The organism is Nocardioides sp. NPDC051685, from assembly GCF_044453405.1.
GTDB lineage: Bacteria > Actinomycetota > Actinomycetes > Propionibacteriales > Nocardioidaceae > Nocardioides.
In genome coordinates this window covers 60,511-82,708 of the sequence record NZ_JBITCR010000004.1, presented here as the reverse complement: position 1 = coordinate 82,708, position 22,198 = coordinate 60,511, and the positions used below count along the sequence as shown (strand labels likewise).

General features: G+C 69.1%; 16 protein-coding genes. 5 read left to right on the top strand and 11 right to left on the bottom strand.

From position 1 onward, the window contains the following. Positions 1 to 66: 66 nt before the first annotated feature. Together ACIA03_RS13195 and ACIA03_RS13190 are read right to left on the bottom strand one after the other, a co-directional pair. Positions 67 to 1,341 carry a cytochrome P450 gene (locus ACIA03_RS13195; protein WP_396983051.1) on the bottom strand — a complete coding sequence of 425 codons (1,275 nt, stop codon included), beginning with the start codon at positions 1,339 to 1,341 and terminating at the stop codon, positions 67 to 69. Next, the gene (locus ACIA03_RS13190) at positions 1,328 to 1,633 is read right to left on the bottom strand and encodes a hypothetical protein (RefSeq protein ID WP_396983049.1); all 306 of its coding nucleotides are present in this window, start codon (positions 1,631 to 1,633) and stop codon (positions 1,328 to 1,330) included. Before ACIA03_RS13190 ends, ACIA03_RS13195 begins: the two co-directional genes overlap by 14 nt. A 162-nt stretch (positions 1,634 to 1,795) precedes the next feature. On the opposite strand from ACIA03_RS13190, the gene ACIA03_RS13185 reads away from it, so the two are divergent. After that, on the top strand, positions 1,796 to 2,998 hold the full coding sequence (locus tag ACIA03_RS13185; protein WP_396983047.1) for a sensor histidine kinase: 1,203 nt from the start codon (positions 1,796 to 1,798) through the stop codon (positions 2,996 to 2,998). Beyond that, the gene (locus ACIA03_RS13180) at positions 2,995 to 3,675 is read left to right on the top strand and encodes a response regulator (protein WP_396983045.1); all 681 of its coding nucleotides are present in this window, start codon (positions 2,995 to 2,997) and stop codon (positions 3,673 to 3,675) included. Before ACIA03_RS13185 ends, ACIA03_RS13180 begins: the two co-directional genes overlap by 4 nt. A gap of 111 nt (positions 3,676 to 3,786) precedes the next feature. Here the strand turns inward: ACIA03_RS13180 and ACIA03_RS13175 are convergent, their stop codons facing one another. From ACIA03_RS13175 to ACIA03_RS13150, 6 genes are all read right to left on the bottom strand, one after another. Further along, a complete protein-coding gene (locus tag ACIA03_RS13175; RefSeq protein ID WP_396983043.1) occupies positions 3,787 to 5,868 on the bottom strand; it encodes a DEAD/DEAH box helicase in 2,082 nt (693 codons plus the stop codon). Positions 5,869 to 6,084: 216 nt separating this feature from the next. Then, the gene (locus tag ACIA03_RS13170; protein ID WP_396983041.1) at positions 6,085 to 7,758 is read right to left on the bottom strand and encodes a M4 family metallopeptidase; all 1,674 of its coding nucleotides are present in this window, start codon (positions 7,756 to 7,758) and stop codon (positions 6,085 to 6,087) included. 165 nt (positions 7,759 to 7,923) lie between these two features. Beyond that, a complete protein-coding gene (locus ACIA03_RS13165; protein ID WP_396983039.1) occupies positions 7,924 to 9,876 on the bottom strand; it encodes a M13 family metallopeptidase in 1,953 nt (650 codons plus the stop codon). Positions 9,877 to 9,926: 50 nt separating this feature from the next. Next, positions 9,927 to 11,135, bottom strand: coding sequence for a M15 family metallopeptidase (locus ACIA03_RS13160; RefSeq protein ID WP_396983037.1), 1,209 nt, complete (start codon positions 11,133 to 11,135; stop codon positions 9,927 to 9,929). A gap of 61 nt (positions 11,136 to 11,196) precedes the next feature. Beyond that, a complete protein-coding gene (locus tag ACIA03_RS13155) occupies positions 11,197 to 11,766 on the bottom strand; it encodes a TetR family transcriptional regulator (RefSeq protein WP_396983035.1) in 570 nt (189 codons plus the stop codon). Between the two features lie 26 nt (positions 11,767 to 11,792). Next, positions 11,793 to 13,214 carry a fatty acid desaturase gene (locus ACIA03_RS13150; RefSeq protein WP_396983032.1) on the bottom strand — a complete coding sequence of 474 codons (1,422 nt, stop codon included), beginning with the start codon at positions 13,212 to 13,214 and terminating at the stop codon, positions 11,793 to 11,795. Positions 13,215 to 13,291: 77 nt separating this feature from the next. Here ACIA03_RS13150 and ppgK point away from each other — a divergent pair, with 77 nt between their 5' ends. Further along, positions 13,292 to 14,047 (top strand): polyphosphate--glucose phosphotransferase, encoded by a 756-nt coding sequence (ppgK, locus tag ACIA03_RS13145; protein ID WP_396983030.1) that lies wholly within the window; start codon positions 13,292 to 13,294, stop codon positions 14,045 to 14,047. Positions 14,048 to 16,224: 2,177 nt separating this feature from the next. Here the strand turns inward: ppgK and ACIA03_RS13140 are convergent. Then, positions 16,225 to 16,839 carry a nitroreductase family protein gene (locus tag ACIA03_RS13140; RefSeq protein ID WP_396983028.1) on the bottom strand — a complete coding sequence of 205 codons (615 nt, stop codon included), beginning with the start codon at positions 16,837 to 16,839 and terminating at the stop codon, positions 16,225 to 16,227. A 114-nt stretch (positions 16,840 to 16,953) separates the two neighbouring features. Between ACIA03_RS13140 and ACIA03_RS13135 the strand changes: the two genes are divergently transcribed. Further along, entirely contained in the window at positions 16,954 to 18,246 is a 1,293-nt protein-coding gene (locus ACIA03_RS13135; protein WP_396983026.1) for a hypothetical protein, read from the top strand. An 8-nt stretch (positions 18,247 to 18,254) separates the two neighbouring features. Here the strand turns inward: ACIA03_RS13135 and ACIA03_RS13130 are convergent, their stop codons facing one another. After that, entirely contained in the window at positions 18,255 to 18,890 is a 636-nt protein-coding gene (locus ACIA03_RS13130; RefSeq protein WP_396983024.1) for a YitT family protein, read from the bottom strand. A 124-nt stretch (positions 18,891 to 19,014) separates the two neighbouring features. Between ACIA03_RS13130 and ACIA03_RS13125 the strand changes: the two genes are divergently transcribed. Then, a complete protein-coding gene (locus ACIA03_RS13125; RefSeq protein ID WP_396983022.1) occupies positions 19,015 to 20,802 on the top strand; it encodes a phosphatidylglycerol lysyltransferase domain-containing protein in 1,788 nt (595 codons plus the stop codon). On the opposite strand, the gene pntB is transcribed toward ACIA03_RS13125, so the two are convergent. Beyond that, positions 20,792 to 22,192 carry a Re/Si-specific NAD(P)(+) transhydrogenase subunit beta gene (pntB, locus tag ACIA03_RS13120; RefSeq protein ID WP_396983019.1) on the bottom strand — a complete coding sequence of 467 codons (1,401 nt, stop codon included), beginning with the start codon at positions 22,190 to 22,192 and terminating at the stop codon, positions 20,792 to 20,794. The genes ACIA03_RS13125 and pntB overlap by 11 nt on opposite strands. Positions 22,193 to 22,198 lie beyond the last annotated feature (6 nt).

The window sequence follows — 22,198 nt, the reverse complement described above, 5'->3', positions numbered from 1 at the left end:
TCTGCCCTCCCGAGGCTTCCGATCGCACCCCCGGCGGGTGCCTCAGTAGAAGTAGTACACCACGGCTCACAGGGCGACGGGGAGGGATGCGTAGCCGCGGAGGATGCGGGTGGGGCGGCGTACGGGTTCGCCTGTGACGTGCAGGTTGGGGAAGCGCTCGAACAGCATGCGGAGGCCTACGCGAGCTTCGAGGCGGGCGAGGCTGGCGCCGAGGCAGAAGTGGGCGCCTGCGGAGAAGGAGAGGTGCTGGTCGGCGTTGGGCCGGGTGATGTCGTACGTGTCGGGGTCCTCGAACACCGACAGGTCGCGGTTGGCGCCGCCGAGGAGCACGGCGACGGCAGTTCCACGAGCAACGTCCACGCCGGCGACACGGGTGTCCGCGTAGGCCTGGCGAACGGTGGCCATGACAGGCGGGTCCCAGCGAAGGGTCTCCTCGATGACGCCGTCGACCTGCGACGGGTCCGCAAGCAGAAGCGACCGCTGGTCCGGGTGGGCGTCCAACGCGGCGACCGCGTTGCCGAGCAGGTTGACGGTGGTCTCGAAGCCGGCCGCCAGGACCAGGAGCCCGAGGGCGTGGAGCTCGATGTCGTCGAGGTCGCCGGCGATCACCAGGGCGCTGAGGAGGTCGTCGCCGGGGTCGGAGCGGAGGCGACGTACGTGGTCCTCGAACCAGTGGTGCAGGGACCTCATCGCGGCCTCGACCCGGGAGTAGTCCCGCCAGGAGAGGCCCGGATCGAGGATCGCGGCAGCCTGGTCGCCCCAGCGCAGGATGTCTGCCCGTTCCGCGTCAGGCACCCCCAACAGCTCGGCGATGACGGCGATCGGGAGCTTCGCGGCGTACCTCTCGATGATGTCGACCTGCCCCTCGCGCGGGTCGATCTCATCGAGCAGGTCGCCGGCGACCGCGGTGACCATCTCGGCCATCGAGCTGATCCGGCGGGCGGTGAACGCCTTCGAGACGTGCTTGCGGTAGCGGGTGTGCAGCGGCGGGTCGACGGCGAGCATCGACGGCGGGTCGACCGGGCCCAGGGCGTTGGGCGCACTCACCTTGCCGAGCAGCCACCGCAGCGGCACCGGCAGCTCGCCCTGGCCGTCGCCGACGCCGAAGTCGCTGCTGCGCAGGATCTCGTTGGCGGCGGCGTAGGAGACGGTGCCGGCCATGAACGGGTTCGTGTGGATCGGGCCGCGCGCTCGCAGCCGGGCGTAGTCCGGCATGTCGTGTGACCACATCAGCTCGGCGAGCGGGTCGCCCCGCCTCGACGCGTAGCTCAGGACCGCGCGGTTGAGGCCCTGGGAGAGAGCCCAGCGGGCGTACGACCGGGGCACGTCAAGCCGAGGCATCGGCCAGCTCCTCGCGGAACTCGTGGGTGCCGATCCGGCCCATCAGCGGTGCCAGGTCGGCCAGCAGGTCGGCGAAGGTCGCCTCGTAGTCATCCTGCGACAGCGTCGGGTCGAGCTGTGCCTGGAAGCGAATCCGCCACCGGTGACGCAGCGCCTGGGCCAGACGCTCCGGGGTCCCGAAGGCGTCGGCGTGGGCCGGCGACCAGGGCAGTCGCCGCGCGAAGCCGGCGCGCAGCTCCGCCTCTGCCTCGTTCAGCAGCCGGTAACGCTCATGGGTCTGCGTCCACGTCATGGTCCTCACCTTCTCCGTCGTTGGTGTGGGTTCGACGCTACGGATCGGCGACGCCGCCGCGCATCGGACGAGGGCAGGCACCTGGATTCCTACCGTGGTAGGAGCACGGCCGCCTGCCACGGTCGGATGCGACCCGTATCCTCCGTTCCTAGACTGGACGGCATGAGTGTCCAGGACCGAGCTCGCGAGGCGCGTGATTTCCTGGAACGCCGCTGCCGCAGCAAGGGCCTCGACATCCCGTGGTGGGCGCCGCTGCTCTCGGCCGCCGGCCTGGTCGCCATGGTCACCGTGGCGATCCTGCAGCGCGGGGCAGCAGGTGAGATGGTCGTCGCGGGCCTGGTCGTCGTCGTGCCGTCGCTGAGCATCTTCTTCATCCCGAACACCGGCGAGTGGCTCAAGCACCACATGTGGGCGGTCGATCTCCTGCCCACCCTCGCCGGGTCGGCCTGGCTGATGTCGCAGCCGGCCACGGCGTTCTGGCATCAGCACGACTTCGCGCCGGCGGTGCTGGTCCCACTCACCCTCGAGATGGTCGTCCGCGAGGGCCTCCGGACCGGGAGCCTCTACGCGGTCGCCTCCGCCGTCACGATGGTGGTCTTCGCTGCGGACACACCCAGCGGCATCGGGATCCATTTCCTGCTGCTCGTCGTCGGCTGGATCCTCGGGCTGTTGATCCTCGCTCAGATGCGGACGTTGCGCGCAGAGCGCCAGGCCCGCGAGCAGGAGCACTCCCGTGCCACCGAGGCCGAGCGCACCCGGATCGCCCGCGAGATCCACGACCTGGTGGGGCACTCGCTCTCGATCACCCTGCTGCACCTGACCGCGGCGCGACGCTCCGTCGCCGAGGGGGACGACCCGGACGAGGCGGTCTCCGCGCTCACCGAGGCCGAGGCCGTCGGGCGCCGGGCGATGGCCGAGATCCGGCGTACGATCGGGGTGCTGTCGACCTCCGGCGCCGGCACTGCGCCGCTCCCCGGCGCCGCGGACGTGGTCCGGCTCGTGGAGGAGGGTCGCAGCGCGGGGCAGGCGATCACGTTCTCCTCCTCCGGAGACCTCTCCCGCATCGACGCCGGCGTCGGGCTGGGCATCTACCGGATCCTGCAGGAGTCGCTCGCCAACGCGATCCGGCATGCTCCCGGCGCGCCGGTCTCGGTCTCGTTGGCGGTCGCGGACGGCGTACGCCTCTCCGTGCAGAATCCGCTCGTCGGCACCCGGCGCGGGGTCGGCGAGGGGTCCGGGTTGGCCGGCATGGCCACCCGCGCCGAGCAGCTCCGCGGCCGGTTGTCGGCCGGGGCCGAGGAGTCGATGTGGAAGGTTGACCTGGTGATCCCATCGCACTGTCTCGTACGCAGGGCCCTCGCATGACCCCGGTCAACGGCTCCTCCCCGATCCGGGTGATCGTGGTCGACGACCAGGAGCTCGTACGCAGCGGCCTGCGCCGCATCCTGCGGCGGCGTGACGGGCTGGAGATCGTCGCCGAGTGCGGCGACGGCTCGGAGGTGGTCGCGGCTCTCGAGGCCAATCCGGCCGATGTCGTGGTCATGGATCTCCGGATGCGGCAGGTCGACGGGATCACCGCCACCGGTCTGGTGCGGGCGCTGCCGTCGGCGCCGCCGGTGCTGGTGCTGACCACGTTCGACGAGGACGAGCTCGTCTCCGGCGCCCTCCGTGCCGGCGCCGCCGGCTTCATCCTCAAGGACTCGCCCGCCGAGGAGCTGGTCATGGCCGTACGCTCCGTGGCCCTTGGCGACGCCTGGCTCGACCCCGCCATCACCGGCCGGGTCCTGGCCACCTACCGCTCCGCGGTCGCACCGTCGGCATCGGACGCCGTCGAGGTCTCCGAGCTCACCGACCGTGAGCTCGAGGTCCTCCGCGGCCTCGCCTCGGGCTGGACCAACTCCGAGATCGCCGAGCGCCTCGTCATCTCCGAGCTCACCGTCAAGTCCCACATCGGCCGGATCTTCGCCAAGCTCGACCTGCGCGACCGCGCCGCCGCCATCGTCTTCGCGTACGACCACGGCATCGTCAGGCCCGCGATCTGAGGGGGCGTTCCTTCGTCAAGGTATGCAGGCGAGGGAACACATCCCACGCGGAGGTCCGCTAGGGATGTGGCCTGTGGCCTGCATACCTTGACGAAGGAACAGACCAGCGCCCTACGTCGTGGTCGCCAGCACCAACGGGCTCACCGAGCCGGCGCCGGCGTCGAGGAGGGCGCGGGCGGCGAGGGTGACGGTCCAGCCGGTCGCGATGCGGTCGTCGATGAGGAGTACGTCGGCGCCAGGGGGAACGTCGGCGTGCAGAGAGAAGCGGCGGCCGACGGCGGCGACGCGCTGGGCTGAGTTGGAGGCGCCCTGGCCGGGGCCGACGTCGGGGTCGACGATGGCCCAGGAGCCGAGGACGGGGACGCGGAGATAGCGCGAGAGGCCTTCGGCGAAGTCGCGGGTCAGCGTGGGACGGGTCGACGACTCGACATAGACGATGCCGCCCACCGCGGGGCGCCAGTCACCCAGGACCTCGACCACCGCCTTCACCAGCGGCACGGGGACCGGGCCGTCCTGGGCGGGCTCACGGAAGAGATCGCGCAGTGCCTGGCCGTAGCCGAGGTCGGTCAGCCGCGCGACCGCGCGACCCTCGAGCGGGCCCTCCTTGATCTTGCCCTTGAGCGCGATGCCGAGCCGGTCGAGGCCGGTGGGCCACATCTTCTTCGGCTCCACGACCACTCCGGGGCGGGACAGGCGCGCCGAGGCCTCCTCGACCGCACCCTCGGAGACCGACGAGATCACAGCGAAGCCGCCGCAGTTGTCGCACCGGCCGCAGTCGACGGCACCAGGATCGTCGAGCTGCTCGCGGAGGAACCGCATCCGGCACTGGTCGGTCGAGATGTAGGCGAGCATCGCGTCCTGCTCGCGGCGCCGGGCCTCGGCAACCCGCGCATACCGCTCCGCGTCGTAGTCCCACGGGACCCCGGTCGCCTCCCAGCCACCGCCGACCCTGCGCGCGGCGCCGTCGACGTCGAGCACCTTGAGCATCTGCTCCAGGCGTGACCGCGACAGATCGACGTACGTCTCCAGCGCCTGCGTCGACAACGCCCGCCCCGCCTCCGACAGGACCCCGAGGGTCTGGCGCACCTGCTCCTCGCGCGGGAAGGCCAGCGAGGCGAAGTAGGCCCAGATGTCGCGGTCCTCGACGCCGGGGAGCAGCACGACGGAGGCGTCGGAGGTGCCACGGCCGGCGCGGCCGACCTGCTGGTAGTAGGAGACCGGTGAGGAGGGCGCGCCCATGTTGACCACGAAGCCGAGCGTCGCGTCGAAGCCCATCCCGAGCGCCGAGGTCGCCACCAGCGCCTTGATCTTCCCTGCTGCCAGCGACTCCTCCAGGTCGGCTCGCTCGGCCGCCTCGGTGCGCCCCGAATAGGCGGCCACGTCATGACCGCGAGAGCGCAGATAGTCGGCGATCTCCTCGGTCGCGGCCACGGTCAGGCAGTAGACGATGCCCGATCCGGGCTGCTCGGAGAGGTGGTCGGAGAGCCAGGCCAACCGCTGCTCGGGAGTCTTCAACGTGACCACCCCGAGCCGCAGCGACTCCCGGTCCAACGATCCTCGAAGCACGAGAACCCCCGAACCCATCTGCTCGGCGACGTCCGCCGTCACCCGGGAGTTGGCGGTCGCGGTCGTCGCGAGCACCGGGATCCCGGCCGGGAGATCGGCCAGCAGCGTACGGATCCGGCGGTAGTCGGGCCGGAAGTCGTGCCCCCAGTCGGAGATGCAGTGGGCCTCGTCGACCACCAGCAGGCCGCACTCGGCCGCCAGCCGCGGCAGCACCGCGTCGCGGAACTTCGGGTTGTTGAGCCGCTCGGGGGAGACCAGCAGGACGTCCACCTCGCCCGCGTGGATGGCCTCCTCGATCGCGACCCAGTCCTCGGGGTTGGTCGAGTTGATCGTCACCGCCCGGATCCCGGCCCGCTGCGCCGCCGCGATCTGGTTGCGCATCAGCGCGAGCAGCGGGGAGACGATCACGGTCGGCCCGAGCCCGGCCTCCCGGAGCAGCAGCGTCGCCACGAAGTAGACCGCCGACTTCCCCCACCCGGTCTTCTGCACGACCAGCGCCCGGCGACGTTCGACGGCAAGAGCCGAGATCGCCGACCACTGGTCCTCGCGCAGGGTGGCATCATCGCGGCCGACGAGGGAGCGCAGATGCGCCTCGGCACGGGAACGTACGTCGCTCATGGCGTCCATGTCTATCAGCCGCCACCGACACGAACGCCGAGCCGGCGCTGTTGGTCCTCCCCCACGGGGACCCGCAGAACCGGCCCGGCATCTCCAGTATGCGTCCTATCGACGCACCGGCATAACCACACGCCCGAATTCGTACTTTAGTTACCGAAAGCGGACGACGGCGCCGTCTTTCGAAGCACGACGCCGTCGAACGCGATCGATGAAGGTGCGATCTGGTCAGTTCACCGAGACCGCGGACCACGCGGCCTTGACCGCGGCGACCTCGGCGCTGGAGGCGCCGTAGAGGTCGGTCGCAGCCGAGATCGTGCCGGTGCGAGCAGAGGCGTAGTTGGTCGTGGACGTGAAGTAGGTCGTCAGCGCGCGGAACCAGATCTTCTCCGCCTTCGTCCTGCCGATGCCGACGACCGTCGAGTTGTTGCAGGTCGGGCTGTTGTGCGCGACGCCACCGATCGTCTTCGCGCCGGAGCCCTCAGCCAGCAGGTAGTAGAAGTGGTTGCCGACGCCGGACGAGTAGTGCACGTCGAGGTTGCCGACCGACGACGACCAGCAGTTGACCGAGGACCCGTCGGAGTCCGGGTCATCCATCCGGCGCAGCCCCTGGGTGTTGTTTCCCTTGAGGAAGAAGCGCTCACCGATCAGGTAGTCGCCGGCATCGTTGGAGTTGTTCGCGTAGAACTCCACCATCGTGCCGAAGATGTCCGAGGTGGCCTCGTTGAGCCCGCCGGACTCGCCGGAGTACTCCAGGCCGGCGGTGTTCTCGGTGACACCGTGCGACATCTCGTGACCGGCCACGTCGAGCGAGGTCAGCGGGCCGTACGTGGTGCCGTCACCGTCGCCGTAGGTCATCTTGGTGCCGTCCCAGAACGCGTTCACGTAGTTCGACCCGTAGTGGACGCGGTTGTAGGAGCCCGAGCCGTTGCCGAAGATCCCGTTGCGGCCGTGGACGTTCTTGTAGTAGTCCCAGGTGACGTTGGTGCCGTACTGGGCGTCGGCCGCCGCGGACGCCCGGTTGGAGTTGACCCCGTTGCCGAACGTGGTCGTCGACGAGGTCACCAGGGTGCCCGTCGAGCAGCCCCAACCGAGCAGCTGGCACAGGGTGCTGTCGGTCGCGTTGTTCATGTCGGTGGTGTACGTCCCACCGCGGGTGGAGTCTTTGAGCTGGTAGGTCGAGCCGCTTTGGGTGACCTGCAGCGGCACGGTGCCGGAGTACAGCGTCTGGCCGGAGCCGTCTGCGGTCTCGATGCCCTCGATGCGGCGCAGCACCTTGCCGGTGCCAGCGTCGACGTAGGTCGCGAGGCGGGAGGGGGTGCCGTCGGCCTGCTTGCCCTTGGTGGTCACCCGCCACGCCAGCGTCGGGGTGCCCTCGACCGCGTCGACGACGAGCTCGGGCGCGTGCTTCTTGTCGGCCTCGAGGCCGGTGATCGCCTTGGTGACGGCGTCGAGGGTCAGCGCGGCCTTCGTGGCCGCGGTCTCGGTGAGGGTCGGCTTCACCGAGAGGTCGAGCACCTCGGTCAGCCCCTGGGAGACGGAGGTCAGGGCGCCGGCCTTGGTCTGGTGGGCGACCAGGTCGCCGCCGACGACCTCGAGGCCCTGGTACGTCCGGTTCATCCGCACGTGGGTGGCACCGTTGGCGTCCTTCAGGGTCACCACGGGCTCGAGCTCCTGGCCCGTTCCGACCTTCCAGGTCGACGGCTTGCCGGTCAGCGCGCTGATGGCCTTGTCGGCGATCGACTCGTCGTCGACGATCTTCTGGGCGGCCAGCGACTCTGGCGTGAGGGTGGAGGCGGATTCGGCGGGGGTGGCGCCGGCGGGGCTCCCGAAGGAGGCGATGAAGGCAGTTCCTGCAACAGCGGCGGCGGTGGCCGCTCCCGCTACTCGAGCAATACGCATCGTGGGGTTCTCCTCGATTGTGGGGACCAGGATGAACGGAATCCTTGCACCCGAATCGATACCGCGAAGAAACAATTTCCTGCAATGCGGATTTGTGAAGATGCCTCCCCGCGCAAGCCCTTTACGTTGTTATCGAATATTAACCAATACCCCTACCCCCAGGGGTCACCAGATCCGCACGCGCTCCTCCGGATCGAGCCACAGACCGTCGCCCGGAGCGGTGCCGAAGACCTCGTGGAACTCGTCCAGGTTCCGCGCGATGTTGGCACGGAACTCCGGCGGGCTGTGCGGGTCGATCGTGAGGTATTGCTGCGCCTGCTCCTTGCGGCGCACCGTACGCCACACGTAGGCCCAGTTGAGGAAGAGCCGCTGCCGGTCGCCGACGCCGGCGGAGCCACCGGTCGCGAGCATGTAGGCGGTGTGCGCGATCGTCAGGCCACCCAGGTCGCCGATGTTCTCGCCGACGGTCAGCGCGCCGTTGACGAACTCACCCGGCAGGTCCCGCGGGGAGAGCTTGGAGTACTGCTCGATCAGCGCCTTGGTCTTCACCTCGAAGGCCGCCTTGTCCTCCGGCGACCACCAGTCCTGCATGTTGCCGTCGCCGTCGAACTGCGCGCCCTGGTCGTCGAAGCCGTGGCCGACCTCGTGGCCGATCACGGCGCCGATGCCGCCGTAGTTCTCCGCCGGATGGGCGTCCTTGTCGAAGAAGGGACGCTGCAGGATGCCGGCGGGGAAGCAGATCTCGTTGGTGCCGGGGTTGTAGTAGGCGTTGACGGTCTGCGGGAGCATGAACCACTCGTCGCGGTCCACCGGCCCACCGAGCTTGCCGAGCTGCCGGTCGGTCTCGAAGACCGAGGCCGCCGAGACGTTGCCGATCAGGTCGTCCTTGGAGATGGTCAGCGCCGAGTAGTCACGCCACTTCGACGGGTAGCCGATCTTCGGCGTGAACTTGTCGAGCTTCTCGTAGGCCTTCTCCTTGGTCTCCTCGCCCATCCAGTCGAGCTCGGAGATCGACTTGCGGTAGGCCTCCAGGAGGTTGTGGACGAGCTCGTCCATCTGAGCCTTCGCCTCGGGCGGGAAGTGCCGCGCGGCGTACTCCTTGCCGACCGCCTCCCCGATCGCGCCCTCGACCAGCGCGACCCCGCGCTTCCAGCGTTCCCGCAGCTCAGGGGTGCCGTTGAGGGTGCGTCCGTAGAAGTCGAAGTTGGTCTCGACGAAGTCGTCGGTCAGGTAGGGCGCCGCCCAGCGCAGCACGTGGAAGTAGAGCCACAGCTTCCAGTCGTCGATGTCGACCTCGCCGAGCACGGTGGCGAGGTGGGCGAAGTAGGACGGCTGCCGCACGACCACCTCACCGAGCACCGCCTCGGTGGTCAGCTTCGAGCCGGAGAGGTTGCGGACGTACGCATCCCAGTTGAAGTTGGGGGCCAGCTCACGCAGCTCGGCGAGGGTCAGCAGGTTGTAGGTCTTCTGCTTGTCGCGGGTCTCCTCGCGGGCCCAGTGGCCCTCGGCCAGGCGGGTGTCGATCCGGATGATCGTCTCGGCGGCCGCACGCGGGTCGGGGTGCTCGGCGAGCGTGTAGAGCCGCTCGAGGTAGTCGGCGTACTTCGCGAGCACCTCGGCGAACTTCTCGTCGAAGTAGTAGTCCTTGTCGGGCAGCCCGAGGCCACCCTGGAGCAGGTTGAAGATGTAGCGGTCGGACTGCTTGTCGTCGTTGTCGACGTAGGACCCGAACAGCCCGTGCCCGCCGATCCGCTCGACCTCGCCCAGGAACGCCGCCAGGTCGTCCGCATCGCGGAGCCCGTCCACGGCGGCGCGGAGACCATCCAGAGGCCGTACGCCACGCTCGGCCACCCCGGCCTCGTCCATGAAGCTCGCGAAGAGGTCACCGATCTTCTGGGCGTCGCTGCCCGGCTCGCCACCGGAGGCCGCGAGCTCCTCGATGATCGCGCGCACGTCCTTCTCGGCCTGGTCGGCAAGCATCACGAACGGCCCCCAGCTGGACCGGTCGGAGGGAATCTCGACCTCCCGGAGCCAGGTTCCGTTGACGAACCCGAACAGGTCGTCCTGCGGGCGGATGCTGTCGTCCATGCCCGGGCGGGCGTCATCAAGGATTGTCACGCCCCCCAGCGTAGATGCGGGCCCCCAAGCGCGTGGGCAACAACCCCGGATCAGCCCGGTTTGACGATGCGGTTCATCTCGAAGTGCATGGGGTCGGTCCATCTCCAGTTGCCGCCCCAGGTGAAGCCCCAGCGCTCGAAGATGGCGACGACGGTGCGGTCCATCTCGCCGACCGTGCCGCGCTGGTTGCCGGCGGTGTTGAGGTCGACGGCGGTGCCGAAGGCGTGGTTGGAGAGCTGGGTGGTGTTGGCGATGAAGCGGGGGTAGTAGCACCCCGCGTACTGCGACGGGATGATCTTCTTGGACAGCCCGCGGTCGACGACCTCCTGCAGCGCCGCGCGCAACTGCGGGATCATCACCTTGTTGCAGGTCACCGAGCCGAGGATCGGCACCTGGGCGGTCACGATGTGAGAGCTCACCCAGCTGGAGGCGGGGGTGATGGTGCCGTCGCCGTTGGCCCGGTAGGTGTAGTTGCCGACGGCCTCGGCGACGGTGCCGACGACGTACGCCTTCTGGGGAGCGTTGGGGTCGAGGCCCGCGCGGGCGACGACGTCGAGGCGCTGGACCGAGGCGTCCGAGCCGACGACCTTCTGGATCGGCGCCACGACCCGGTTGGGGGCGACGGCCGCGGTGGAGACGATGAGCGCGTTGCCCTTCTCCATGCCCATCTCCTCGCCCCACTTGTCGTTCACGACGGCAGCGGTGAGACCCGGCGGCTGGGGAGCGTAGGCACCGACGTGGACGGAGGTCGCGTCCTTCTTGGAGCCGAGGCGTACGAAGCCGTCCTTGTCGGCCGGCAGCTCGTCCTGGCGCTCGGGGTCGATCGCCATCTCGCCTCCGGCCACGCGCTGCCAGACCTCGTCGGAGTCGGCGCTCTGGAAGGGGGCGAAGTTGCGGTAGGTGGACGGGTCGACGGCGACGACCTTCACCAGCCGTCCCTCGACGCTGACCTGGGCCATCGAGATCTGCTCGACGCCGGAGACGCCGTCGAGCCCACGGATCTTCTTGACGTCGCCGGACGAGAGGGTGTCCTCGGAGAGGATCAGCAGGTCGGTGGAGTGCAGCGTGCCCTCGCGCTTGCCGGGCATCTCCACGGCGTGCGAGGGATCGGCGACGGGGCTCTCGCTCTTCGCGGGCCCGCTGGCGCTGGGACTGCCGCTCGGGGAAGCCGGCTTCGACGGCTCGCCCGCACAGGCTGCCAGGGTCACCACGAGCACTGTCCCGATCGCCGCGGCCGCCCTCATTGAGACCTGTCGCATCCAGTTACCTCCCCGCAGGAAGGTTAGGCGAGGGCTGGTGAGCACCCAACTCGCGGGTAGCTCAGCCGAGGACCCGCGACACCAGCCAGGAGATGTCGTCGGCGGTCTCGTCGGGTGACTTGGTCGGCTGCATGACGTGGCTGAGCACGACGCGCACGATCGTCTCGATGGCGACGTCCGCCTGATGGGCGCTGAGCCCGTGGTCGAACCGCTCGATGTGCTCGTGGATGATCTCGATCGCGTAGCCGAGCAGCCCCTCGCTGTGGCTGGTCAGGTAGGGCAGCAGCTCGGTGTCGGCACCATGGGTCGCCGAGACCACCGCGTGCAGCAGCTTGTTGTCCTGGGCACGGTCGAGCACCCCGTACGTCGCCTGCCGGATCGCCTTGAGGAAGTCGTCCTCCTGGTCGAAGGCCGCGCTCACGACGGCGAGGAACTGCTCGAGCTCGCGCAGGATCAGCGACTTGGCCAGTGCCGGCTTGGCACCGATGTCGTTGTAGACGGTCTGGCGGCTGACCCCGCAGCGCTCAGCGATGCGCGACATCGTCACGCTCGCCCACCCGGTCTCGGTCGTCATCTCGACGGCAGCGTCGAGGATCCGCTGCCGGGTGGTTTCAGGTGCGCCGGCGGCCATGGGCCAGAGTCTAGTGCTCCCATGAGCTAGGACTCGACCGAGTCCGAGGCCAGCGGCACGAAGTCGACCTTCTCCCGCACACCGCAGTCCGGGCAGCACCAGTCGTCGGGTACGTCCGCCCACGCGGTCCCGGCGGCGAAACCCTCGGCCTCGTTGCCCTCCTCGACCCGGTAGGTGTAGCCGCAGCCGGGGCAGCGGGCCGCCAGCACCTCGGCCGCGATGACCCGGGCGACGGTGTCGTCGCCGGCCTCGGCCCGGTCGGCTTCGGGCGGCGGGTACTTCGCCAGGATCCGGTCCCGCTTGCGCGGCAGGATGTTGGCCCGCGACATGTCGCCGTCGAAGTGCGCCAGCACCCGGGGATCCATCACCCGGCGCCAGACCGGCGGCAGGATCGCGAGCAGGATCATCCCGGCGTAGCCGGTCGGCAGCACCGGAGACTCCTTGTAGTCGCGCAGGGTCTGATAGCGGCGTACGGGGTTGGCGTGGTGGTCGCTGTGGCGCTGCAGGTGGTAGAGCAGGACGTTGGTGGCGATGTTGTTGGAGTTCCACGAGTGGCTCGGGTCCACGCGCTCGTAGCGCCGGCCGACGCGCTGGCGCAGCATCCCATAGTGCTCCATGTAGTTGATCACCTCGAGCAGCGAGAACCCGACGACGGCCTGGATCAGCAGGAACGGGATCACCACCGGCCCGAGCCACCCGATCAGCGCACCCCAGAGCACCGCGGACATCAGCCAGGCGTTGAGTACGTCGTTGCCGATCCGGAACGGGTGCTGGTCGCGGCGGGCGTACCTCTTCTTCTCCAGCCTCCACGCGCTCTTCAGCGAGCCCGAGACGGTGCGCGGCCAGAAGGCGTAGAAGGACTCGCCGACCTTGGCCGAGGCCGGGTCCTCGGGCGTCGCGACGCGGACGTGGTGACCGCGGTTGTGCTCGATGTAGAAGTGGCCGTAGAAGCTCTGCGCGAGCGCGATCTTGGACAGCCAGCGCTCGACGTCCTCGCGCTTGTGGCCGAGCTCGTGGGCGGTGTTGATGCCGATGCCGCCGATGCAGCCCACCGAGATCGCCAGCCCGACCCGGTCGATCATGCTCAGCGGGTGGCCGTCGAAGGAGCCGTGGGCGGCGATGGCCATGCCGCCGATGAAGACGGCGTACTGCAGCGGGAGGTAGGAGTAGACGATCCAGCGGTAGTAGCGGTCGTTCTCCAGCGCCTCGATCATGTCGTCGGGCGGGTTGGACTGGTCGAGCCCCGCGAACAGGTCGATCGCGGGCACCACGACGAGGATGATGATCGGTCCGGTCCACAGGAACGCGCCGATGTCGGTGAGATGCCAGCCACCGATCGCGATGAAGCCGAGGATCGGAACCACCAGGCCCAGCAGCCACAGATAGCGCTTCTTGTCGCGCCACTGCTCGGTCGAGCCCGCGGGCACGGTGCTGTTGGCGAACTCCATCGTCGGCCCCCTTGACAATTCTGGATGATATGTCAAGTGTCGTACGTCACGTCGGTGGTTGTAAATAGGATGGCCGCATGACGACGAGCCTGCCCTTCGGCATCGACTTCGGCGGCACGGGCATCAAGGGTGCCCCGATCGATCTCGCCACCGGCGAGTTCGCCGAGGAACGCGTACGCATCCCGACCCCCGAACGCTCCACACCCGAAGCCATCGCGGAGATCTTCGTGGACCTGCTCGCGCAGTTCCCGGACTACGACGGGAAGGTCGGCGTGACCGTCCCCGGGGTCGTACGCCACGGGGTGGTCCACTCGGCAGCCAACATCGACAAGTCGTGGATCGGCGCCGACGCGGACGCGATCTTCACCGCGGCCACCGGGCGCGACGTGCACGTGGTCAACGACGCCGACGCCGCCGGCCTGGCCGAGGTCCGCTACGGCGCCGCGAAGGGCCGCCGCGGGCTGGTCATCATGACCACCCTCGGCACCGGGATCGGCTCGGCGCTCCTCTACGACGGCGTGCTCGTGCCCAACTCCGAGCTCGGTCACCTCGAGCTCGACGGCCACGACGCCGAGACCCGCGCCTCCAACGTCGCCCGCAAGCGCGAGGAGCTCTCCTGGAAGCACTGGGCCAAGCGGCTGCGCAGGTACTACCAGCACCTGGAGATGCTCTTCTCGCCCGACCTATTCCTGGTCGGCGGAGGGGTCTCGAAGGAAGCGGCGGAGTTCCTGCCGCTGCTGGAACTGGACACCGAGATCATCCCGGCGAAGCTGCTCAACACCGCCGGGGCCGTAGGGGCCGCGCTGTACGCCGAAGAGCTCGCCACCGACTGACGGCGGTGGCCCCGGTGGCGGAGGCGGTCCCTGCGGTCCGGAGGGCCTCGACGGGCCCGGCGGTGTCGGGGCCGGACGGTCCCAGGGCGCCCCGGCCCTCTTCGTCTCCTTCACCTGCGCGAGGAACGCACGCCGGTCCGCCCGCCGCTTGCGCGCCGCGGCGATCCGGCGACGCACCGCCGCGCTGCGAACGCCCCTGAAGATCCCGTACGCAGCCGCAGCAAGCGCGACCAGTGCGACCAGACCTGCCAAAAAGGCCCAGGCCGCCCGGTCGCGCACCCCCTCGGCCGTCGCCGACGCGTCGTCGAGGTGCCCGTTGTCCAGGTCCTGCCGCGCGCTCGCCGCGCCGGTGTCCAGGAACAGCACGAGCTCGCCGAGCTCGGTGATCGGGTTCTGCGTGCCGGCGACCGCCGAGCTGGCCGCGCCGACCTCCTTGGTCGCTTCCGCCGCCTTCGGCAGCATCGTTGCGAGCTGTTCGTACTCGCTGGTGACGTTCGCGGTCTCGTAGGCCTTCTCGACCGCCGCTGGCACCGGGATACCGGCCGCTTCCGCCGCCTCCTGCACCGCGACGGCGTCCTTGCTGCTGCCCTCGACCATCTCGATGACGGTCTCGGCGCTGTGGAACTGCCAGAACGACATCGGATCGCGCACGCCTGCCGGCGGCACCCAGTCGCCGTTGGCACGGTCGAGGGCTTCGTACGTCTTGCGGGCTTCGGCGTGCGTCGCGAGGTGTTTCACATCAGGCTTGCTGAGGACCCAGGTGCGCAGTGCCTTCTCGGCCTTCTTCGGCGAGGCGCCGTGCTTCACGGCGAGATCCAGGAAGGTGGACCAGTCGCCCGGCCGCGGCTCGTCGCCGTCCGACACGTTGGTGTAGGCCGTACGCCCCAGATAGACGTCGCTCAGCAGAGCCGTGAGCTGCTTGTCGGAGAGGCCGTCGAGAATCGCGGAGACCGCGGTCAGGGAGGCCGGGTAGCCGTAGACGTCGGAGCCTTCGACGCCCGCGCGGGCCCGAGAGTCCCAGAACGTGAGCGGGAAGGCGTCCTTGCTGCGACGCTTCACTTTGCCGTAGGTCTGCCCCTTGGCACCGGTCGCCTTCGTGACCCGTTGGGCGACCATCTCGGTCAGCCCCTCGGAGAGCCACCGCCCGCGGACGGTGTCGGGATTGATCCAGGCGTGGGTCATCTCGTGGTAGAGGACTGCGGCATCGAGGTCCTCGGAGACGACGATCTCATCGGCGTCGGGATCGAACCAGGCATATCCGAGCGCCTCGGAGGAGACGTCCTCGCGGATGGTGTCGAGGCCGCCCGGCCACTCCTGCCCGATCGTCTTCTCCAGGACGGGCAGCCCGGCGCGCACCTGCTTCTTCGCGAACTCGCGCCACTCTTCGTCGCCGGGGAAGCTCTGCAGCGAGACGTCGGTGTCGCCGACCGCCATCTTCTCTTCGTCGTAGACCTTCGGGTCGCGCGCGGACACACCGCCCTCGATGAAGCCGCCCGTGACCTTCCAGGTCTCCGTGTGTCCCTTGACCTTGCTCCTGAAGCCCGGGACGGAGCTGGAGAAGTCCATCGTCCGCGGCAGCACGACCTCGACGGTCACCGAGTCGTCGTCGCCGACACCGAGGACCGGAAAGACGGCGTACCCCTTGCCGATCCGGATGTGGTTCTTCTTCGCCCGGATCGGGGCGCCTCGCAGCTCATAGGTCCACGTGATCGTGCGGGACTTGCCGTAGTAGAGGTTCGGGAACGAGACCGAGGCAACCTGCAGGCCGGTACCCCCGATCTTCTCGGTGCTCACCGCGAGCCTCGAGCCGTTGCTGGTCGCCCTGACCTTCCTCGCCCCGGCAGGGATCGGGATCGCATGACCGGTGAGGAAGTAGTAGGTCGTCGCCGTGCTGGGCCGCTGGTTGGTGACCGTGATCGTGGATTTCACCCGGACGGCACCCTCGTCGAGCACATAGCGGGTGCGGGAGGACTCGGCGATGCCGTCGTCGGGGGCGGCGGTCGCGGCGGGCGCGGTCAGCACGAGCCCAGCACCCAGCACCCCGAGCACGATCAGACCTGCTGTCATGCGCCGGAGCAGACCCGCTCCCTGACCTCTCTTCACCAGGAAACCTTAGACCGATGCCCCGCCGGGTACGACCTTTTTGGCCCGCTCCCCGGACGGCCACCCGGGGCGGATCAGGCCCAGGGAGTGCCCCACTTGTCGGCGTACGCGACCTCCTCGAGCGGCCGCCGCACGCGCTCGCGCTCCTCGCGCTCGGCATCGCGTGGGTCGACCTGCGCGGGGTCGCCGTGGCGACCGACCGCGATCCCGGTCATCACCTTCCACCAGTCCGGTACGCCGAAGGCCGCTGCCACGGCATCGTGGTCGAACCCGGCGAACTGGTGAGAGGACAGCCCCAGGGAGGCAGCCTGGATGGTCAGGTGTGCGGCCGCCTGGCCGAGGTCGTAGTGGGAGTAGTCGGACCACTTCGGGCCGTTGCCGTCCGGGCCCACGCCGACCTGGGCGATCGCGACGAAGACGGCGGAGGCCCGCGGCACCCAGCCGGAGTTGCCGCGGGAGAGGTGGCTCACGAAGGTCTCGTGGCCGGCGGATCCACGGGGCAGGACCAGGAACGACCACGGCTGGCTGTTGCCGGCGCTCGGCGCCCACCGGGCCGCCTCGACGAGCAGCCTGATCTCGGCGTCGACGAGCTCGTGGGCCGGGTCGAAGACACTCACCGACCAGCGGTCACGCAGGTGCTCGGTCAGGTCCTCGGCGCCGGGCTGGGGCGCGCGCTTCGCGGCAGTCATACGTCCACTCTGCACCATCCACGCCAGCGTCATTCCGACTGACCAACTGGGCACATCCATGCAATACGACTCTTTATCAGGCAAAAAACGACAAACCATGGCAATCATATGAACATGCAGCCAGCTAGTCCTTACCCAACCAAGCGCCACCATCTCATCGGTGTGTGGGTGCTTGGCGGTCTGATCCTTGCCCTGATCGTCTACGTCGCCAGCACCCTCGTCTACACCGAGCTGCGAGGTGATGGCGACGCGTCCGGACCGGGGCCGGTGACCTCGGAACCGAAGGAGGTCTGGTCCTGGACCTCGGACCAGGAGATCGCGTACGCACAAGACCTTCCGAACGGCGGAGCACTCGTCAGTCTCAGCGGTGATGCCGACGGAATCGTGGCCCTCGACAAGAGCGGCAAGGAGGTGTGGCGGGACGAGAGGCACCCCTACAACGTGACCATCGTCCACGAGAAGGAGCAGTTGATCGAGGCGAGTTGGTACGTCGCGCGGGCATCCAGCAGCGGAAGCACCAGCGACAGCGGAACGATACTTTTCGACTTCGACGGCAAGGCGGTCTGGGAAGCGCCGGAGGGGGTCGACCTCTACTCCATCCAGGAGGACGGCAGCTATCTCGTCTCCGACGACGACAGCATGACCAAGCTCGACCCGAGGACGAATGAGGAGAGCTGGACCATCAAGGGCACCTGGTTCTCGCCGACCGACTCTGCGATCTATGCCCTCGACGTGAGCGACCTCGTCCGATACGACCTCGACGGCAAGGAGGAGTGGCGTACGGCGCTACCCACGGGGTACGACGACGGCCTCGACGAGTACGGCCGGACCTACCTCTACGTGTCCGACCAGATGCTCCTCGTCGCGTCTGGTTCGCTCCTGGCGTTCGCCCCGGACAGCGGCAGGCAACTCTGGACCGACTCGACCCACGGCGAGGTCATCCACGCCGCGAAGAACCGGTACGTGGTCGTCCCGGCGGCGCAGTCGGACCCGCTCACCGGCTCGAAGCAGCCACTGGATGGGCCGTTCCCGATCTTCGGACCGGACGGTCATATCGGCGACATCGATCTCGCCACCAGCGGTGCGTACCTCACCATGGACGTGATCGAGCTCGACGGCCGACCGGTCAACTTTCACCAGTCCTCGGGCACTCTCTTCGATGCCGACGGCGCGGTGATCGACAAGGGCTACGACCACGTCACCGTGGCCTTCGACGAAGGCGCCTACACCGTCGACGGCTCCACGATCGGCTACCGCGCTTGGAACAGCGAGAAGGCCGCCTGGACCCTCGACCTCGAGGATGTCGATTCGATGGCCGACGACTACTACCCCGAGGACGTACGAGTCGGCGCATCGGCGCACGGGATCTACGTCAACGACAGGACGTCCGTACGTCTCTACCGCTGACGACCGGGTCAGGCGAGGTAGCGGCCGGGCCGGTGGTTGAACGCCAGGATGATGTTGAGGACGACCGCGCCGACGGCGGAGAGCAGGACGGTCACGGGTGGGACGACGAAGAGCGCGAGCAGGATGACGCTGATGTCGAGGCCCATCTGGACGTACCCGGCTCGCAGGTTGAGCCGCTCCTGGAGGAGCAGGGCCAGCACGTTGAAGCCGCCCAGCGAGGCGCCGTGACGGAAGATCACCAGGAGCCCGAGGCCGACGAGCAGGTTGCCGGCCACGACGCCGTAGACGGTGTCGAGGCCGTCGAGCGGGAGCAGGTCGGCGTGGACCCGGGTCATCAGCGAGACGGCGATGACGCAGCCCAACGACCGGAGGGTGAACCCGATGCCCTTCTTGGAGAGCGCGAGCCCGAAGAAGGGCAGGTTGACCAGCACGAAGAGGACCTCGAACGGCAGCCCGGTCCAGTAGCTCACCAGCAGGCTCAGGCCGGCGGTGCCACCGGTCACCGAGCCGACCGACTGGATCAGGTAGAGACCCAGCGAGGTCACCACGATGCTGGTCACGTAGCCGAGCGCGTCCTCCAGCAACGTGTGGGGGACGCGGATCGACTCGAGGGAGTCAGTGAACGGCTCGGACACGAGACTCATTCTGGGTGTCAGGCCCCGGTCGCGCAGAATTCACCAGAGCGAGACCTGCATCACGTTTGCGCTGGTCAGGGCTGGGATATCCCCGCAATGGGACGCGCGCCGATCCAGCCTTAGGATCTGCGCCATGGCACACAGGCGCGCCTCCAGGGCCCTCCGTACGCTGCAGTCGCCGCGATCGGTCAGCAACGTCGTTCTCGGCGTCGGCATCATCACCCTTCTCGGGGTCTTCGCACCCGATCTGGCGCGACGTACCGACCTCGTCGAGAACATGGTTCCCGACGTCTTCCCGGCGGCAGCGACGACGGGCTCGCTCGCGATCGGTGTGATCCTGCTGGTCCTGGCGCGCTCGCTGCGCCGCGGCAAGCACCGCGCCTGGCTGATCGTGACGGTGCTGGTCGCGGTGGACACCGTCTTCCAGGTCGTACGCGCGCTGAGCCTGGTCGAGGCGCTGCTCTGTGCGCTCCTGACCGCTCTCCTCATCAGTGCCCACCGCAACTTCGCCGCGCTGCCGGACCCGCGCTCGCGGCTGCGGCTGCTGGCCGTGGTGCTGCTCGGGCCGGTGGTCGCGACCGGGGTGGGCTACGGCTGGCTCGCGATCGTGACCCGCGGCCAGCTCGCCGACACGACCGGCTACGAGCGGCTGCTGCAGGCGCTGCTCGGGCTGGCCGGGATCCCCGGACCTATCGACTTCGTCAGCGACATCGCTGCGGCCCGGTCGGCCGTGGGCCTGGCCGTGCTCGGGGCCGCGCTGCTGCTGGTGGCGCTCCTGGTCGCGGTGCAGCCGGCCGACGGCCCGCACCACCTCACCGATGACGAGGAGGCGCGCGTACGCGGCCTGCTCGCGAAGTGGGGCTGGGTCGACTCGCTCTCCTACTTCGCCACCCGCGGTGACCGCTCGGTGATCTTCAGTCCCTGCGGCCAGGCCGCGATCTCCTATCGCGTCGTCGGGAGCACGTCGCTGTCGGCCGGCGACCCCGTCGGCAACCCGTCGGCGTGGCCGGGTGCGATCGGCGCCTGGCTCGACGAGGCCCGCTCCTACGGCTGGACGCCCGCCAACCTCGGCTCCTCCGAACGCGGCGCCACGGCACTGTGCAAGGCCGGGCTCAACGTCCTCGAACTCGGCGACGAGGCGATCGTGCACCTCTCGGAGTTCAGCCTCGAGGGGCGCTCGATGCGGGGCGTACGCCAGGCCGTGGCCCGGACCCGGCGCGCCGGTGTCACCGCGGACTGCGTACGCGTGAAGGACCTCGCCCCCGACACCCTGGACCTGGTGCGGGAGCGGGCGGACGCCTGGCGCGAGGGCGAGGTCGAACGCGGCTTCTCGATGGCGCTGGGGCGCTTCGGCGACCCTGCCGACGGCGATGCGCTGCTGGTTCTCGCCCGGGACGGTGACGGCGATCTGGTCGGGCTGCTCCACTTCGTCCCGTGGGGCGACGACGCACTCTCGCTCGACCTGATGCGCCGCTCGCGCGACTCCGAGAACGGGGTCATCGAGCTGATGGTCGCCACCCTGTGCCAGTGGGCGCCCGATCTCGGGATCTCCAAGATCTCCCTCAACTTCGCCGTCTTCCGCAGCGTCTTCGCCCACGGCGAGCGGCTCGGCGCCGGGCCGTACGTCAGGGCCTGGCGGGCGGTGCTGCTGTGGGCGTCACGGTTCGCGCAGATCGAGTCGCTCTACCGCGCCAACGCGAAGTACCACCCCGAGTGGGCGCCGCGCTTCATCGCCTACGAGGGCCCGTCCGACATCCCGACCGTGGCCACCGCTGCCCTGCGCGCGGAGGCGTTCCTGGCCCTGCCCACGTGGTTGCGGCTGCCGGGACGCAGGGCCCCGGAGGTCCAGCCCGACCTGCCGGCCACGGGACACGAGGTCCCGAGGCCGGCACCTGGCCGGTCGCCGGCCGTCAGGCGTTGATGCGGAGGAGCGCGCCGACGATCTCGTCGACCCTGGTCTTGGCGTCGCCGAAGAGCATCTGCGAGTTCTCGCGGAAGAAGAGCGGGTTCTGCACACCGGCGTAGCCCGCGGCCATCGACCGCTTGAAGACGACCACGTTCTTGGCCTCCCAGACCCGCAGGACGGGCATGCCGGCGATCGGGCTGCTGGGGTCCTCGGCGGCGGCCGGGTTCACGGTGTCGTTGGCACCGATGACCAGGACGACGTCGGTCTCGGCGAGGTCGTCGTTGATCTCGTCCATCTCGAGGACGATGTCGTAGGGCACCTTGGCCTCGGCCAGCAGCACGTTCATGTGGCCCGGCAGACGGCCGGCGACCGGGTGGATGCCGAAACGTACGTCCACGCCCCTCTCCCGCAGGATGCGGGTGAGCTCGGCGACCGGGTACTGCGCCTGGGCCACCGCCATGCCGTAGCCCGGGGTGATGACCACGGAGGAGGCGTCGGCGAGGAGGTCGGCGGTGTCCTCGGCGTTGATCTCGCGGTGCTCGCCGTAGTCGACGTCACCGGACGGCCCGGCCTCGATGCCGAACCCACCGGCGATGACCGAGATGAACGAGCGGTTCATCGCCTTGCACATGATGTAGGAGAGGTACGCACCCGAGGAGCCGACCAGGGCACCGGTGACGATCAGCAGGTCGTTGCCCAGGAGGAAGCCCGAGGCGGCCGCGGCCCACCCGGAGTAGCTGTTGAGCATCGAGACCACGACCGGCATGTCGCCGCCACCGATGGAGGCGACCAGGTGCCAGCCGAGCGCCAGCGCCACGACGGTGACGGCGATCAGCAGCGGGAGCGTCGGGTTGATGACGTAGACGACCGTCAGGATCACGAAGACGACCAGCGCGCCGATGTTGATGACGTTCTTGCCCGGCAGCATCAGCGGCGCCGACTTGATCCGCGCCGAGAGCTTGAGGAAGGCGACGATCGAGCCGGTGAAGGTGACCGCACCGATGAAGACGCCGATGAAGACCTCGGCGTCATGGATGGCGCCCCCGTGGCCTTGGCCGATGGCGGCCTCGAAGTGGCCGTTCCAGCCGATCAGGACGGCGGCCAGACCCACGAAGGAGTGCAGCAGCGCGATCAGCTCGGGCATGCCGGTCATCTCGACGACCTTGGCACGCCACAGGCCGATGACCGCACCGACGGCGACCGCGCCGACCAGGACGAAAACGGCGGTGCTGGTGCCCGCGTCGGCGACCTGGAGGACGGTCGCGATCAGCGCCAGCGCCATGCCGGAGACACCGTAGACCCAGCCCTGCGAGGCGGTCTCGTGCTTGGACAGACCTGCCAGGGACAGGATGAAGAGGAGCGCGGCGACGAGGTAGGCCGCGCCGGCGATCGAGAAGATATCCATGGTTTC